Origin of the sequence: Enterococcus sp. C76, from assembly GCF_040886985.1 — a bacterium.
In the GTDB taxonomy this organism is placed as follows: Bacteria; Bacillota; Bacilli; order Lactobacillales; family Enterococcaceae; genus Enterococcus_B; species Enterococcus_B lactis.
On sequence record NZ_JBFOEY010000003.1, the window covers coordinates 161800 to 177826 of the forward strand.

Below are 16027 nucleotides of genomic sequence, written 5' to 3' on the forward strand. Positions count from 1 at the left end.
CAAGCCTGTTTTTTGAAGGGAGGAAATATCACTGGAATTGACTCAAGTCATTTATGAAGAGTTGCTGATCATTCATTCGAGTGCACGAACGAAACGTCAAATCTTAAAAGAATTAACCCAACTTATGACGGATAAAGGCGTAATATCCGATACAGAAAGTTTCTTAGAGGATGTCTATCAAAGAGAAGCAGAAGGAGCAACAGGAATCGGACAAGGAATCGCTATCCCTCATGGTAAGTCAACAAGCGTCAGACAGACAGTAATCGCGGCTGCTACTTTAGCTGATCCGATCCCATGGGAAACATTAGATGAACGACCTGTAGAGATTGTGATTTTATTTGCTGTACAAGAAGGAGATAAAAATAAAGGACATCTTCAGCTTTTGCAAAAAATTGCTGTACTTTTGGCAAGAGAGAGGTTTATCAAAGAACTGAAAAAAGCTGCTTCAATCGAAGAATTGTATACATTATTGACACAAAATGACTAGGAGGAACGATAACGTATGTTAGTAACAGGAAAAGAAATACTAGCTGTAGCAAATGAGAAAGGCTTTGCCGTACCTGCCTTCAATGCAGGTTCTGGACAATTATTGAATGCAGTGATAGAAGCTTGCGAAGAAGCACAAGCTCCTGTCATGATTGCGATCCATCCAGAAGAACTGAAATTTTTGACAGATAGTTTCGTCGCCCAAGTAAAATATGCAGCTCAGCAGACAGATATCCCTATATGTATCCATTTAGATCATGGTGCTGACTTTAACCAAATTATTCATGCCATCCGCCTAGGTTTTACTTCGGTCATGATCGATGCATCTCACCTATCATACGAAACAAATGTTATGTTATCTAAAAAAGTAGTAGAAGCTGCTCACGCTGTTGGTATTTCTGTAGAGGCCGAACTGGGAACGATTGGCGACACAGGTAATACCATAGAAGGGGGTGTCAGCGAGATTATTTATACAGATCCGTCAACAGCACAAGCATTCATTGAGGAGACAGGGATCGATAGCTTGGCGATCGCTATTGGAACAGCTCATGGAATCTATCCTAAGGAACTCAAACCTAAGCTGCGACTCGATATTTTGGAAACGATACGATCATTGACCACTGTTCCTTTAGTCCTCCATGGAGGATCGAGCAACTCAGATGAGGAGATACGTCAGGCAGTTGAATTAGGAATAAACAAAATCAATATTTCCAGTGATATCAAAATAGTATTCGCAGAAAAACTCCGAGATATCTTGAACTCGGGAGATTTAGAGATCCGTGAACCGAATGTGCTGTTTCCGCCTTGTATGGAAGCTGTTAAACAAGTTGCCTTAGATAAAATTCATTTATTCAAAGCAGACAATAAAGCAAAATATTATATGTGAGGGGGAGTGCAAAATGAAGATCGTAGGGATCGCAGCTTGTACTGCGGGAATTGCACACACGTATATCGCAAAAGAAAAATTGCTTCAAGCAGCGGAGAGTCTTGGTCATGAGATCTGGATCGAGACACAGGGGCTTGCTGGGACACAAGATCTACTGAGTCAAACGTGCATCGCGGATGCAGATGTTGTGCTTATCGCTGCAGATATCAAGGTGAATGGGAAAGAGCGGTTTCTTGGAAAAAAAATAGTCGAAGTACCAACTAGTCTAGTTGTCAAATCTCCGAGAAAACTGATTGAAAAATTAGAAGAGATGTTGGATGGACGAACGAAAGGAGTATAAGATGGAGAAATTGAAATCAATCGGCTTCAAAAAACATTTGATGACGGCGATCTCTTTCTTTTTACCTATCGTCGTTGCTTCTGGATTCTTGCTGGCTATTGGAAATATGTTGGATGGTACAACGATCGAATCCTTCACAGATGGTTTTTCTTTTGCAGATACGATGACAACGATGGGTGGATATGGTTTAGGTTTATTACCGATGATCGTTTCCTGTGCGATAGCTTATTCAATGGCAGATAAGCCTGGTATTGCACCTGGTTTGATTGTCGGGATGACTGCTAGTGGGATCGGAGCGGGTTTTTTAGGTGGGATGGTTGGCGGATATTTATCTGGATTAGTCGTTATTGGATTAACGGCAGGAATCAAAGTACCTAAATGGATGGATGGTCTAATGCCAACTCTGGTTCTGCCATTCCTCAGTTCTTTCATCGGCGGGTTGATCATGTACTATGTAATAGGAACACCCATCAATTGGCTTACAGAGATGCTTACAGGTTATTTAAGTGATTTGGATACTTCTTCGTTATTTTTATACGGAGCAGTAATTGGGGTATTGTCATCAATCGATTACGGCGGAGCTATCAATAAAGTCGTATTTGCGTTTGTGTTTGCTTTGTTTTCAGAAGGAATCTATGAACCAATCACTGTATTGATCTTAGCTTCAATGGTCACCCCATTCGGCTTGACGATTGCTTATTTCTTAGGGAAAATCATTCGTAAAAATATATTCAATCGTCAAGAAATCGATACATTGAAGACAGCTTTTCCTATGGGGATTTGTCAAATCACTGAGGGGTGCTTTCCTATCGTATTGAATGACTTGGCACGTAATGTCATAGCAACAGGAGTTGGTGGGGCAGTCGGCGGTGGATTGAGCATGCTATGGGGAGCAGATAGCCGTATCCCAGCATCAGGAATGTTTGCAGTCGCTACGATGACCAGACCATGGTCATTCATTGGCGCTTTATTAGCTGGTTCTTTTGCTACGGGAATAACTATTTTATTTTTGAAAAAACCAGTTGACCCAAATGCAGAAGTCATCCAAGAAGAAAAAGAGGAAGAAGAGATATCTTGGGATGACTTGACAATCAGTTAGGAGGAACAGAATGGATTACAAGAAAAGAGTACAACAAATGTTCCTAGATTCAGGAGTAGTATTGAAAGAAACAGAATTAGAAAGAATAGAATATACAGATTTTGGATTAGGAGCAATCGAGACTGAAGGATTGAATTTATTTGTTTATGAAAATAATGAGCGATACTGCGGGAAAGAACTGGTATTATTGCCTTATCAAACTTGTCCAGAGCATCGGCACCCACCTCGAGATGAAAATGAAGGAAAAAAGGAAACCTTTCGTTGTCGAAAAGGCTTAGTATATCTTTATGTCGAAGGAAAAGAAACAAAAAAACTTTCCTGTATTATTCCAAAGGGGCAAGAACGTTACTATACGGCAAAAAAAGAAATCATACTTCACGCTGGAGATCAGTACACGATCGAACCAAATATCAAACACTGGTTCCAGGCAGGTGCAACAGGCGCGGTTATCACCGAATTTTCTTCCAGCAGTGATGATCCAAGTGATAGTTTTACGAATCCAGCTATTTATCGTTAATACAAAGGTTTGGGAACAAGCTGATGAACCAAAATGATCAAATTTCGATCATTTGGTTCGTCGGCTTTTTTATTTAGAGAAACATCAGGCGTTGGTGAAACATAACACGAGAATAAAATGGATTTTTCATTAATAGGAGAAATAAGTGTGTGACGATTTAAATAATGCGTGTTATTGACATACAGGACGAAATCCCAATTTCTTCTATAAGTAAGTCGTTTCAATTTCATATTTACTAGTTATTTATTTTTTTGGTTACTGTAAAATAGCTGAAAAATTCTTTTTTTGTAAATACTATATATAGTGGTGTTTGATCTATATACCACTAAAAAACTACAAAATCTAGTCTTTTATTTTAAAAAAACACGTGTAGAATGAAGATAGACTTTTGAGTTAGGGAGTGTTTTTTTATGAAACTTACTGTTTTTTGCGGTTCCCGTTTTGGCAATAAAGAAAGTTACAAATTTATTGCGCAAACGTTAGGAAAATATATGGCACAAGAAGAAATCGAACTGGTTTACGGTGGTTCATACTCCGGGATTATGGGAGTGATTAGTAAAACAGTACTGGAAAATAACGGAAAAGTCACAGGTATCTATCCAAATGGCCTTTTTGAAACTGAGCTGCCAGGGAAAGATGTTACTACATTTATTCCTACAGAGACGATCGATGAAAGAAAGGTATTATTATTTGAAAAAGGAGATGCTGTCCTCGTTTTCCCTGGAGGTCTAGGTACATTGGAGGAATTTTCGCAACTTCTTTCTTGGATAGCGATCGGCCTGACACCTGATAAGCCAATCGGAATATTGAATATTGGCGGTTATTACAGCGGCTTGCAACAATTATTAGAAACTTTTGCAAAAGAGGATTTTATGGATAAAAAATGGTTGGATCAAGTGATCTTTTCCAACAATCCATTGGAACTGGTCAATGAATTACGAGCAGTATCTATTAAAAATCAGCTATTATTGAAGGAGGCAAAATAATGAGTCAAATATATTTAGCAGGACCATTTTTTTCAGAGGAGCAAATCGATCGAGTAAGTCGTATCGAAAAAGCGTTGGAGGAAAACAAAACAGTTACAAGTTTCTACTCTCCACGTCATCACCAAGAAAGCAATTATGAACTATTCAGTGCTGGTTGGGCGCAAGAAGTATACGAAAAAGATATGGAAGAGTTGACAAATGCAGAATTTGTTGTGGCTATCCTTGACTTTGAGCATCAAACAATCGATCCAGGAACGGCTTACGAATTAGGTGTGGCAACTATGTTGAAAAAACCGATGATCATCGTACAAGAAGAGACGGTACCTACGAACTTGATGATTACACAAAGTCTTCACACGTATTTAAAATCAGACCAAGCTGTACGCGAATATGATTTTGAAAAATTGCCTGTTGAAACTTACGTAGGCGAGTACTTATAGAAGAGGAAGGGTTGTATGTCAGTGATTTTGATTTCAGGAACGATTGGTGCAGGTAAGAGCAGTTTGACGGATATGCTTGCAAAAGAGATTGATTCTAAACCATTTTATGAAAATGTCGAAGATAACGAAGTATTGCCGCTTTTTTATTCAAATCCTGAGCAGTACGCATTTTTATTGCAAATCTTCTTTTTGAATAAGCGATTTTTAGCAATGAAAAATGCTTTAGTGAACGATGACAATGTGCTAGACCGCTCCATCTACGAAGATAGTCTGTTGTTCCATCTAAATGCTGATTTAGGTCGGGTAACGGATATCGAAGTACAGCAGTACGATAGCTTATTAGATACGATGCTAAACGAGTTAGATGATGTTGCTCCAAAAAAACGGCCTGATTTGATGGTCCATATCAAAGTTTCTTTGGACACGATGCTAGAACGTATCAAAAAACGCGGGCGTGACTATGAACAGCTAGAAAGCGATGAAACGTTATACACCTATTACGAAACATTGAACACCCGCTATAATCAATGGTATGAAGATTTCGATGTATGTCCTAAAATACAAGTGGATGGGGATACATTCGATTTTGTAGAAAATCCAGAAGATGCAAAAAAGGTGATTCGTCAGATCCAAGAAAAATTAGCTGAATTGGAAGGAAAGCCTGCTGGAAAATATTTTACAGATAATCAGCATGCGAAAGGTCAAGAATTAGGCTAAAAATAAAAAACCAAACGACGGGAAAGAAAAATTACTACGTGATGTAGAATAAATCTTTCTATCGTTTGGTTATTTTATATTCAAAGATGTGAAATAAATAAAACGTTACTCTTTGATTTGTGAACTGAAATGATCCACTGTTTGTTTTACTGATTCCAGTTTTTGAAGCTTGATCAAAGGAAGAAGCTGAGTTTGAAGTTCATAAAAATCAGCCATAGTGAGTTTTGCTTGATTTTGCTTATTTTCTTTTGCTTTTTACATAATTTTTGACAGGATAAGATTCAAACGATTTAAAAGAATCTTTGACTAGTTTGTGGCAATTATCGCATATACTCAAACTTCCTTGATCATTAAATTCTGTATGGATATTTTTGTTGTTATTACATGTACAATAATCAGGACTATCGATCATCCATTTCGTCTCCTTTACAGTCATCTTGCTTCTTTACTATAGCAGAAAAGAAGGGGAGAAACAAAAGAAGATCCAACAGATGGCACTATAGACTGTAGATGTTGCCATCCTCATCCTTCAAACGGTAATTACCGATTTTGGTAAATGTGACTGTTGCTTCTTTTTTATTTTCTTTTCCTGAAATAATATATTCGTCATCTTTGGTAGTGATCTTGATATCTGTCAGCACTGTTTTTTCTTCAGATGATTCAGAAGAATCAGCTCCTTGTGTCTGATACGTGCGTGTCCATTCCATTTTTTTATCTGTAAATGTCAACTGTCCCGCGGATAAATCCATATCTTTACGTACTTTTAGCGTATATACACTGTTGGTGATATCTGCTTTTTCCGCTTTTAAGACAGAAGAATCGGTTGTTTCGTCCGAGGATTGGTCAGAGCCGCCAAACAAATCACAGCCAGTCAATGTCAAAAGTCCCGCAGACAAAATAAATAGTACGATTAATTTCTTCAAAATACTTCCCCCATTTGATAGGATAAAGAAATTATACCATTGGAAAGTAAAACTTCAAACGGATGGAAGAGAAAAAATTCACAAAATACCATTAAATAGAATAAATTTTCAAAAGTCATAAAAAATCCACCACCTTTAGAAAGCGGTTTAAAAAATGTGTTGCAATCTTTTAGAAAAGTGCTATATTAAAAATGAACCGGTTCAATTTTAGAATCTAGGAGATGAAATAATGAAAGTCGTAGACAGACTATCTGAAAAAATGCTACCAATCGTATCTAAGATGAGTAGCCAGCGACACTTGCTGGCCATTCGAGACAGTTTTATCGTTACTATGCCGTTAGTAATGGCTGCTTCTGTCATGGTTTTGCTGAATGCTCTGATTTTTTCAAATGCAACAGTCCAAAGAATACTTGATCTAAGTCCATTGGCTGAACTTGCTTCAATCGTGAATAATGGTACGATGAGTATTTTAGCTATTATCGTGTGTTACAATATCGGCTGGAATTTGGCAACCCACTATATCCAAACAGGCGTGATTGATGATCCATCATTTAGTCCTGTTCATGCAGGAATTCTAAGTACAGCCGTAATGTTTATTTTGATGCCTTTATCAAGTACAGTCACTTTGATGGACGGAAATACAGCAGAAGCTACAGGGGTTTTCTTACAAAGTCTGACTTCTTCGTCTGGCTTAGCAACGGCGATGATTGCTGCCCTTGTCAGTACAGAATTATTTATCAAATTAGCGAAAATGAAGAGTTTTAAAATCAGGATGCCAGAAGGAGTTCCACCGGCAGTAGCTACGTCATTTAATTCTTTAGTACCAGAAATAGTTGTCATTTTATTTTTTTCAGTTGTCGTTTTTACTTTAAACCATACGACTGGTTTGAATGTTCCGCAATTAATTGAATTAGCGATTCAGACACCATTGAAAGCTTTTGTTTTATCCGTCCCAGGCATCTTATTTTTACAGTTTTTCTCTGATTTCTTATGGGTGTTTGGTATGCATGGTTCGAGTATTTTGGCTCCTATACGGCAAGCACCTTTGTTACAGTCTATTCAGGAAAACATGGATGCTTTTTCAGTAGGAAAAGAAATTCCTAATATTATTACGGAACCCTTTACCAATGCATTTGGATTGATCGGAGGTGGCGGGTGTATTTTACCGTTAGTTATTGCTATCTTGTGGGCTTCTAAACGTCAAGAACAGCGATCGATCGCTAAATTTGGTCTGACTACTTGTTTATTTAATATTACGGAACCAATTATGTTTGGATTACCAGTAGTCATGAATCCAATATATATGGTTCCTTGCGCTATTATACCATCTATTAACTTGATTATTGCCTACGCAGCCACAAGTCTTGGAATCATCAGTAAAACAGTTGCTGCTGCACCTTGGATCACTCCGCCGGTTATACAATCTTTTATTGCTACAGGAGGCGATATACGAGCAGCAGTCTTAACAGTAATACTTATCGTTCTAGATGTATTTTTATTCCTGCCATTTGTGTTAGCCGCTAATAAGGCAAAATTGGCAGAAGGAGGATATTAAGGTGTACGATTACCCGTATCAAAACCCAAAGTTGACCATCCGCCAAAGAGTAGAAGATTTACTTTCGCGGATGAATATTGCTGAAAAAGTAGGACAGGTAAACCAGCATTTGTATGGTTGGGAATGTTATGAAAAAAACGGAGACAAGATCGAATTAACAGAAAAGTTAAAAGAACATGTTAAATGGGGAGGCGGTCTGGGTGCCTTATACGGTCTGTTTCGCTCTGATCCGTGGTCTAAAACAGATTATAAGAATGGGATTCTTGCAAAAGAAAGCTGGAAGGTGGCTAACCTAGTCCAAGAATATGTACTAAAGCATTCGCGATGGAAAATTCCAGTTTTGCTTGTAGAAGAATGTCCACATGGTCATCAAGGTTTGGATGGGATTTCTTATCCAACGAATATCGGCCGTGGAAATACCTTCAATGTAGCGTTATTAGAACAAACGAGCCGATTGATGGCAAAAGAACTGGCTGCTAAAGGTGTTCATTTAGCGCTGGTGTCGACTTTGGATCTGGCAAAAGATCCTCGTTGGGGAAGGACAGAAGAGTGCTTTGGGGAAGATCCGATTCTCTCAGCTCGTTTTTCTGAAGCGGTCGTTCGAGGGTTCCAAGGAGAGATTATTTCAGAAAAAGTTTCTTTTCTTGATCAGACAGTAGAGGAAATCAATAAGAAGAAGGATCAGATCGGTGTTGTGTTAAAGCACTGTATCGCACAAGGAGAAGCTTTAGGCGGTCATAATTCAGGCACAGTGACGATTGGACGCAGAGAGTTCTCCGATATTTACGGGCCATTATTGAAGAGTACAAGAAATGCAGTAGGTGTCATGGCTGCTTATAATGATATCGACGGGGTACCTTGTCATATCAATCGAGCGCTTTTTGAGCAAACATTAAGAAAAGAGATCGGTTATCAAGGGATCGTTATGGCAGACGGTGTTGCTTTGGATCGTTTATCCGATGTTTTTACAGATAAAAAGACTGCTGCAGCATATGCATTAGCGGCAGGAATCGATCTCAGTTTGTGGGACGAGACCTATACCAAGATTGCAGAAGCCATTGATGATCAAGTCGTAGATGAAAAGCTACTAGATCAAGCAGTTCGCCGAGTTTTATCTGTCAAATTTTTATTAGGTTTGTTTGAACAACCATTTGCAAACGATCCAAAGGAGTATTGGGATCATCTCATGGAGGAATCAGAGCACTTAAATTTAGAGACAGCAAAAGAAAGTATCACTTTACTAAAAAATGACGGTATATTGCCGTTGGATCAACAAGTAAAAAACATTGCTGTTATAGGACCAAATGCTCACGATGTTTACCACTTGTTGGGAGACTACTCTGCACCACAAACAGAAGACCGTTTGAAAAAAACGATAGTACAAGAGATAAAAACAGAGTTTCCCCAATCAACGGTTTCTTATGCACAAGGATGTGAAGTAAGAAATCAGGAGGATCAGGAAGAAAAATTATTAGAAGCGGTGACCCTTGCTCAAAACTCAGATGTAATCATTGCAGTTCTAGGTGGATCAAGTGCGCGGAACTTTGATATGGAATTTCTTCGTAACGGGGCAGTTTCATCGAAAGGGATCAACATGGATTCTGGAGAAAATGTAGATGTTGCTTCTCTTTCTTTAGGTGGATACCAAGAACAACTGATTGAACAATTGTATCAACTAGGCAAGCCAATCATCACGATACTTGTGCAAGGAAGACCCTACGATTTGATGAAAATCGAGTCATTTACGAATGCCATTGCAACAGCATGGTTTCCTGGACAGGAGGGTGGAAAAGCCATTGCGCAGATGATTTCTGGAAGAAATAACCCAAGCGGACGATTGAGTTTGTCTTATCCTAGAAATAGTCAGCAACTACCTGTTTATTACTATCAGCGTGCTGCTTCTAAACAAGAGAATTATTATGATTTAAGCGGCAGTCCATTTTATCCTTTTGGACATGGTCTAAGCTATACAACATTTGAATACAGTCAGATGGAAGTCAAAACGGATATTGACAAAGTAATAATATCAATTAAAGTTAAAAATACAGGAAGTGTTTCAGGTAAAACAAGTACTCTTGTCTATTTCCGATTAATTGACGGCGCTGTCATCCAAAGAACGAAATTATTGAAAGCTTTTCGTAAAGATGAATTGCAGTCTCAAGAGGAAAGACTGCTTGTTTTTGAACTCACTTCTGAAGACTTTAGTTATATGGACATTGATGACAAGCGGCATTATGCAAAGAAAGCGGTCATCATGGTCGAACAACAAGAAAAAGAAATCAAATGTAACTGGCAGGAGTGAAAATGTATGGCATCGATCCGTGACGTGGCTAAGATGGCTGGTGTTTCAGTGGGAACAGTTTCCCGCTATTTAAACGGTCAGCAGCTGAAGGAAAAGAATATGGAAAAAATAGCAGAAGCGATTTCAGCGTTGGACTATAAAGAAAACATCATTGCTAAAGGATTGAAGAATAATCGAAGTTTCTCTATTGGACTTTTGATAAACGGGATATCTAGCCGTTTTGGTTCGGAGGTTGTTTCAGGGATCGAAAGAGTAGCTGAAGAAAATGGGTATAGCTTATTATTAAGCGGGTTTGCCGATCAGCCAGAAAAAATCGATCAAAAAATCGAATACCTGATGAAGCATGCAATCGATGGGTTGATCGTCTTCTTATCAGAAGAAGAGTGGTCTGGATTTGAAATGCTGACAAAAATGAGTATCCCAGTTGTCGCACTGAATTGTCCGGATGCGCCAGCAGGTATTGATACAATAGTAGTGAATGATCGAGAAAGTGTAGCAAAAGTGATTGCTCATCATGGCAGACAAGGACATAAAACAATAGGATTTATTGCTGCCGCTCAAACAGATTACGTAGCAAGAGAACGTTTAGCTGGAGCCAAAGAAGCGGTACAAAAGGATCCGTCTATCCATTTAGAGATCTTTACAGGAGACTATTCTAGAAAAAGCGGCTATTACGGGGCAAAAGCATTATTAGAAAAAGGGGCAACTGCTATTTTTGTCAGCAATTACAATATGTCGATTGGTGCCATCGAATGTTTCAATCAAGAAGGTGTCAGAATCGGGAAGGATATTGCGTTCAGTCACTATGATTATTTAGATAAAAACGATCTGAGTATCCTTCCGAAAATCACGATCACGCCACCAACAGATAAAATCGGGGAACGAGCAGCAGAACAGCTGTTGAAACGAATCAAAAAAGAAGAGGAAGAAAATGAAAAAGTGATTGTGATGGAAAATATCATACATGGAATCAACTAAAAAAGAAAAAGAGGTGCTTTGATGAAAAGATATCAATTTCCAGAAAATTTTTGGTGGGGCTCTGCAGCAAGTGGTCCACAAACAGAAGGAAGAATTTCAGGCGATGGAAAAGGAGAGAACATTTTTGATTATTGGTACAAAAACGAACCGCAAAAGTTCTTTGATCAAGTAGGACCGGAAAAAACCTCGCAAGTTTATACGAAGTATCAAGAGGATGTACAGTTGATGAAACAGACTGGGCATAATTCATTTCGAACCTCTATCCAATGGAGCCGTTTGATACCTGATGAATCTGGAACAATCAACGAAGAAGCCGTTCGTTTCTATCATCGCTATTTTGATGAGTTGATTGAAAACGGTATCGAACCCTTTGTTAATCTGTATCATTTCGATATGCCGATGTATCTGCAAGAAAAAGGCGGATGGTTGAACCGAGAAACGGTTGAAGCCTATGAAAAATACGCAAAAAGTTGTTTTCAGTTGTTTGGCTCGAAAGTAAAAAAATGGTTTACCCATAATGAACCAATCGTTCCAGTCGAGGCAGGCTATTTGTATCGATGGCATTATCCGGAAGAATCAGATATGAAAAAGGCAATCCAAGTTGGTTATCATGAAGCGTTGGCTTCAGCATTAGCCATCAAAGCTTACCATGAAATGGACCAAAGCGGTGTCATCGGAATCATCTTGAATTTGACACCGAGTTATCCAAGAGACGAATCAAATCCCGAAGATGTTAAAGCAGCACGAATAGCAGATGCGTTCTTCAATCGTTCATTCCTTGATCCAGCTGTAAAAGGCGAGTTTCCAAGTGAATTGATCGAAAGAATAAAAGAACTCGATCTAATGCCGGAGATCCATCCAGATGATTTGGCGATCATTAAAGAAAACACAGTAGATCTTTTGGGAATTAATTATTACCAGCCACGCCGAATAAAAGCAAAAGAAACACCAATCGATACTAAAAACGGTCCTATGCCTGAGGATTACTTCGACAATTATGAAATGCCTGGTCGTAAAATGAATCCTTATCGCGGATGGGAGATCTATGAAAAAGGAATCTATGATATTTTGATCAATGTACGAGATCATTATGGGAATATCGACTGTTTTATTTCTGAAAACGGCATGGGTGTAGAAAATGAAGCACGATTTATCAAGGAAGATGGTATGATCCACGATGATTATCGGATCGAATTTGTTCAATCTCATCTGAAATATGTCCATCAAGCCATTCAAGAAGGTGCCAATTGTTTAGGTTATCATATGTGGACATGCATGGATAACTGGTCGTGGACCAATGCCTATAAGAATCGTTACGGTTTTATTTCAGTAGATTTAGCACAAGATGGAAAAAGAACGATTAAGAAATCGGGTCATTGGTTCAAAGATGTATCAGACAGAAATGGATTTGAAGCTTAAAGAATAGCCAAGAGAGAATGTATGAAAATTCCCGTTCTTACCGCTTCAGGAAAAAGAAGTTCAATTATTTACGATCTTTTTCAACTTTTTTGTCTTTCTATTTCATTTTTTGTATATAATAGAATAGTCAAAATTAAATAGGAGTGGAGGAAGGCATGAGGAAAAAAAGACCGTTTCTTCTCTTTTGGTTATTCGGTTTTTTCTTACTGCTTATTTTATCCGCAGCATTTTCAGGAAAAATGACAGCAGATCTTGCTCAGAAAGAAACAGAAAAAATCGTAGCAAGCAAAGAATCAGTAGATAATTTCAAAAAAGAATTCTCAACTTATTGGTGGGAGGAATATAAATTAACTGCCAATTACGAAAAAGGTGAATTGGACATCTATTTGCCAAAAGGAAAAGAAGAAAATCAATTTATCAATATCGATGACGTACTTAGTGCGATTTCTCTCAGACAATATCAATTCAAAGACAAACATTTGGCCGTTTTGCTTTTGACTCATGATGGCGACAAGGTAGCTCGTTTGAAAAATGGAAAAGTGGTCACAGCTTATTCTGAAAAAGTGGACAAAAAAGTGGTGGCCGATCGACTAGCGGAATGGAAAAAAACCAATGAACAAGTCAAGAAAACAACTGCTTCTTCTCAAAAAAACGAGTCGACAGAACCAAGCCCTTCAGATTCTGGCAGTGGACAAACGATAACGGGAAATGAAGAAAATCAAGCCTCAATCATTACGAATGAGTCATCAGAAGGACAATATCAAACCTATGGACAATGAAAAACAGAGGTTGTGAAAAAGCTGTCCTGCATCAAGAAATAGGGAGCTGCGACAAGAATTTTGTCTCAGCCTCTTTTTTTTTGTACGAATACCGAGAAACTACTTTTGAATACCGTGGAGTGAAGCGGTCACCACAAGACTTTTATCTCTCCATTCGTTTAATCGCTTACATCACAGCGGTTTTATGCTGTGAAAAATGGACGGAATAATCTTTAGAAAGAATAAAAAAATCTTAAGATAACAATTTTTTTAGGAAATTTTCATTTTTCAGGAGCAAAATAAGAAAAAATGTGAATAGAGAGAAGTGATATACGTGACACAACTTAAAAAATTGTGCCAAAATCGTTTAGCAATCGTTTTGACAGCTGTTTTCTTTTTTTGGCTGAAGACGATCATTGCTTACTATGCAGATTTTTCATTAGGTGTGGAAGGTACGATCCAGTACTTTATCTTGTGGATCAACCCGATTGCGACTACCTTATTGTTTTTTGGCCTTTCTTTGTATATTAAAAAGCCAAAGCCAGCGTTAGCCATTCTTTTGATCATTGATATTTTAAATACGCTTTTGTTGTACTTGAATATTATTTTTTATCGAGAATTCACAGATTTCATTACAGTCAAATCTGTATTAGGCTTTTCGAAAGTGTCGCAAGGGTTGTCAGGAAGCTCCTTTTCTTTGATGAAACCCCATGATGTCATCTACTGGTTGGATATCGCTGTGTTCATTGGGCTACTGGTTTGGTTGAAGGTCAAGAAAATACCTATCAAAAGCAACCCTGTCAGCAAACCGATGGCTATCGCGGTTACCTGTCTTTCAGGATTGATTTTTTCAGGAAATCTAGCGTTGAGCGAAGCCAACCGTCCACAATTACTGCAGCGGACATTTGACCGTTCCTATATTGTCAAATATCTAGGAATCGATGCGTACACTATTTATGACGGGATCAAAACAGGAATGACCAGCAGTGTTCGCGCGCATGCAAGCAGTAATGGAATTGATGAAGTTTTAGACTATACAAAGAAACATTATGCAGAGCCAAATCCTGAAACATTTGGGCTCGCTAAAGGAAAAAATGTGATTGTCCTTCATTTAGAAAGTTTTCAACAGTTTTTGATCAATATGAAGGTAGACGGACAAGAAGTCACGCCGTTTTTAAATAGTATTTTCCAGAATCAAGCAACGATCAGCTTTGACAATTTCTTTCATGAAGTAGGACAGGGAAAGACAAGTGATGCTGAAAACATGTTGGAAACTGGCACATTTGGTTTACCTCAAGGCTCATTATTCACAGAACTTGGGTCAGATAATGTCTTTCAAGCAGCACCAGCGATCCTTGGACAAACAGAAGGCTATACAAGTGCTGTTTTCCATGGGAATGTAGCTAGTTTCTGGAATAGAGATCATGTATATAAAAATTTAGGGTATGACAATTTCTTTGATCGATCTTATTTTGATGAATCCGACGAAACGTTAGGTTATGGGATATTAGATAAAGATTTATTCAGAGAATCTGCCCAATATCTTGAACATCTACAACAGCCGTTCTACACGAAATTTCTTTCCGTAACCAACCACACGCCTTATTATACGGATGACAAGAATTTCGACTTTCCATCTTTGAATACTGGCAATAGCACAGTAGATAATTATGTTCGAACGGCCCATTATCTGGATCAATCATTGGAACAATTTTTTACGTATTTGAAAAAATCTGGTATTTACCAAAATTCAATCTTTGTGATTTACGGAGATCATTTTGGGATCTCGAATACAGATAATAAAGATTTAGCAAGTGCTCTTGGTAAAGATCCAGATACATGGGATGAATTTGACAACGCACAGATGCAACGAGTGCCATTGATGATCCATATGCCTGGTTACACTAAAGGGACAGTCAATCATGAATACGGTGGAGAAATCGATGTTTTGCCGACATTACTACATCTATTGGGAATCGATGATAAAGATTATCTTCATTTTGGTACAGACTTATTATCTTCTCAGCACGATCAAGTAGTTGCTTTTCGAAATGGGAACTTCGTGACACCCCAATATACCGTCTTAGGAGGAAAAGCTTACAATAATCAGACAGGAGAAATCATCGATACGAAAGCAGCAGGAATCGACGAGGAAATCTCCAAAGATCAGGAAAAAGTCAAGACTGCGTTAAGTCTTTCAGATAAGCTGAATCAGGAAAATCTCTTGCGGTTTTATGTGCCAAACGGATTTGAGACGATTGATCCGAAAAAATATGATTATAAAAACGAAGCGGAACGTAATGAAGCAATCGAAAAGCAAAAGGGTGAACATTCGACCAGTGTCTTTTCAAAAAACGGCAATAAAACAACGACTAACCTATATCCAGTAACAGGAACCAATGCGGAGCAGCAAAAAAATAATCAATAAACAATCAAACCAACCTTCAGGGATTAGACAGCAGTCTCATGCTTGAAGGTTGGTATTTTTTATGAGAAAAACATTTTTTTATTTTTTTCGTGTATTTTTTATTTTTAACGTATCTATTTATTGAATGCGGAAAATTTAAATTGAAATAATCATTCCTCTTATTGGCAAGCATTCTGGAAAAGCCAAGGGTTAA

The 16027-nt window shown here is 38.1% G+C and carries 15 protein-coding genes; 14 read left to right on the forward strand and 1 reads right to left on the reverse strand.

Features of this window, described 5'->3' with window-relative positions:
* Positions 1-37 precede the first annotated feature (37 nt).
* The 8 genes from AB3I00_RS05490 (at position 38) to AB3I00_RS05525 (ending at position 5471) form a co-directional block, all read left to right on the forward strand.
* The gene (locus AB3I00_RS05490; protein WP_024634941.1) at positions 38-487 is read left to right on the forward strand and encodes a PTS sugar transporter subunit IIA; all 450 of its coding nucleotides are present in this window, start codon (positions 38-40) and stop codon (positions 485-487) included.
* A gap of 15 nt (positions 488-502) precedes the next feature.
* Positions 503-1372: a ketose-bisphosphate aldolase gene (locus tag AB3I00_RS05495; RefSeq protein WP_368024883.1), complete on the forward strand. Its 870-nt coding sequence runs from the start codon at positions 503-505 to the stop codon at positions 1370-1372.
* 13 nt (positions 1373-1385) lie between these two features.
* Positions 1386-1712, forward strand: a complete 327-nt coding sequence (locus tag AB3I00_RS05500) for a PTS fructose transporter subunit IIB (protein WP_002312117.1) — start codon at positions 1386-1388, stop codon at positions 1710-1712.
* 1 nt (position 1713) lies between these two features.
* Positions 1714-2811 carry a PTS fructose transporter subunit IIC gene (locus AB3I00_RS05505; protein WP_024634943.1) on the forward strand — a complete coding sequence of 366 codons (1098 nt, stop codon included), beginning with the start codon at positions 1714-1716 and terminating at the stop codon, positions 2809-2811.
* A gap of 10 nt (positions 2812-2821) precedes the next feature.
* Complete coding sequence (locus tag AB3I00_RS05510; RefSeq protein WP_002308311.1) at positions 2822-3328, forward strand: D-lyxose/D-mannose family sugar isomerase; 507 nt, start codon at positions 2822-2824, stop codon at positions 3326-3328.
* 410 nt (positions 3329-3738) lie between these two features.
* Positions 3739-4314 (forward strand): TIGR00730 family Rossman fold protein, encoded by a 576-nt coding sequence (locus AB3I00_RS05515; protein ID WP_002293608.1) that lies wholly within the window; start codon positions 3739-3741, stop codon positions 4312-4314.
* Positions 4314-4754, forward strand: a complete 441-nt coding sequence (locus AB3I00_RS05520) for a nucleoside 2-deoxyribosyltransferase (protein WP_002308312.1) — start codon at positions 4314-4316, stop codon at positions 4752-4754. Before AB3I00_RS05515 ends, AB3I00_RS05520 begins: the two co-directional genes overlap by 1 nt.
* A 15-nt stretch (positions 4755-4769) precedes the next feature.
* Entirely contained in the window at positions 4770-5471 is a 702-nt protein-coding gene (locus AB3I00_RS05525) for a deoxynucleoside kinase (RefSeq protein WP_002293604.1), read from the forward strand.
* Between the two features lie 497 nt (positions 5472-5968).
* On the opposite strand, the gene AB3I00_RS05530 is transcribed toward AB3I00_RS05525, so the two are convergent.
* Complete coding sequence (locus AB3I00_RS05530) at positions 5969-6394, reverse strand: hypothetical protein (RefSeq protein ID WP_024634946.1); 426 nt, start codon at positions 6392-6394, stop codon at positions 5969-5971.
* 229 nt (positions 6395-6623) lie between these two features.
* On the opposite strand from AB3I00_RS05530, the gene AB3I00_RS05535 reads away from it, so the two are divergent.
* The 6 genes from AB3I00_RS05535 (at position 6624) to AB3I00_RS05560 (ending at position 15834) form a co-directional block, all read left to right on the forward strand.
* A complete protein-coding gene (locus tag AB3I00_RS05535; protein ID WP_024636198.1) occupies positions 6624-7949 on the forward strand; it encodes a PTS sugar transporter subunit IIC in 1326 nt (441 codons plus the stop codon).
* A gap of 1 nt (position 7950) precedes the next feature.
* Entirely contained in the window at positions 7951-10251 is a 2301-nt protein-coding gene (locus AB3I00_RS05540) for a glycoside hydrolase family 3 N-terminal domain-containing protein (RefSeq protein ID WP_368024884.1), read from the forward strand.
* A gap of 6 nt (positions 10252-10257) precedes the next feature.
* On the forward strand, positions 10258-11229 hold the full coding sequence (locus AB3I00_RS05545; RefSeq protein ID WP_104764737.1) for a LacI family DNA-binding transcriptional regulator: 972 nt from the start codon (positions 10258-10260) through the stop codon (positions 11227-11229).
* A 21-nt stretch (positions 11230-11250) separates the two neighbouring features.
* A complete protein-coding gene (locus AB3I00_RS05550) occupies positions 11251-12648 on the forward strand; it encodes a glycoside hydrolase family 1 protein (protein ID WP_024634949.1) in 1398 nt (465 codons plus the stop codon).
* Between the two features lie 155 nt (positions 12649-12803).
* Positions 12804-13427 carry a hypothetical protein gene (locus AB3I00_RS05555; protein WP_002346113.1) on the forward strand — a complete coding sequence of 208 codons (624 nt, stop codon included), beginning with the start codon at positions 12804-12806 and terminating at the stop codon, positions 13425-13427.
* Between the two features lie 313 nt (positions 13428-13740).
* On the forward strand, positions 13741-15834 hold the full coding sequence (locus AB3I00_RS05560) for an LTA synthase family protein (RefSeq protein WP_368024887.1): 2094 nt from the start codon (positions 13741-13743) through the stop codon (positions 15832-15834).
* Positions 15835-16027 lie beyond the last annotated feature (193 nt).

Bases quoted from the DNA above. Each gene is read 5' to 3' on its own strand.
- AB3I00_RS05495 (WP_368024883.1), top strand. From the start codon at position 503: ATGTTAGTAACAGGAAAAGAAATACTAGCTGTAGCAAATGAGAAAGGC.
- AB3I00_RS05500 (WP_002312117.1), top strand. From the start codon at position 1,386: ATGAAGATCGTAGGGATCGCAGCTTGTACTGCGGGAATTGCACACACG.
- AB3I00_RS05505 (WP_024634943.1), top strand. From the start codon at position 1,714: ATGGAGAAATTGAAATCAATCGGCTTCAAAAAACATTTGATGACGGCG.
- AB3I00_RS05510 (WP_002308311.1), top strand. From the start codon at position 2,822: ATGGATTACAAGAAAAGAGTACAACAAATGTTCCTAGATTCAGGAGTA.
- AB3I00_RS05515 (WP_002293608.1), top strand. From the start codon at position 3,739: ATGAAACTTACTGTTTTTTGCGGTTCCCGTTTTGGCAATAAAGAAAGT.
- AB3I00_RS05520 (WP_002308312.1), top strand. From the start codon at position 4,314: ATGAGTCAAATATATTTAGCAGGACCATTTTTTTCAGAGGAGCAAATC.
- AB3I00_RS05525 (WP_002293604.1), top strand. From the start codon at position 4,770: ATGTCAGTGATTTTGATTTCAGGAACGATTGGTGCAGGTAAGAGCAGT.
- AB3I00_RS05535 (WP_024636198.1), top strand. From the start codon at position 6,624: ATGAAAGTCGTAGACAGACTATCTGAAAAAATGCTACCAATCGTATCT.
- AB3I00_RS05545 (WP_104764737.1), top strand. From the start codon at position 10,258: ATGGCATCGATCCGTGACGTGGCTAAGATGGCTGGTGTTTCAGTGGGA.
- AB3I00_RS05550 (WP_024634949.1), top strand. From the start codon at position 11,251: ATGAAAAGATATCAATTTCCAGAAAATTTTTGGTGGGGCTCTGCAGCA.
- AB3I00_RS05555 (WP_002346113.1), top strand. From the start codon at position 12,804: ATGAGGAAAAAAAGACCGTTTCTTCTCTTTTGGTTATTCGGTTTTTTC.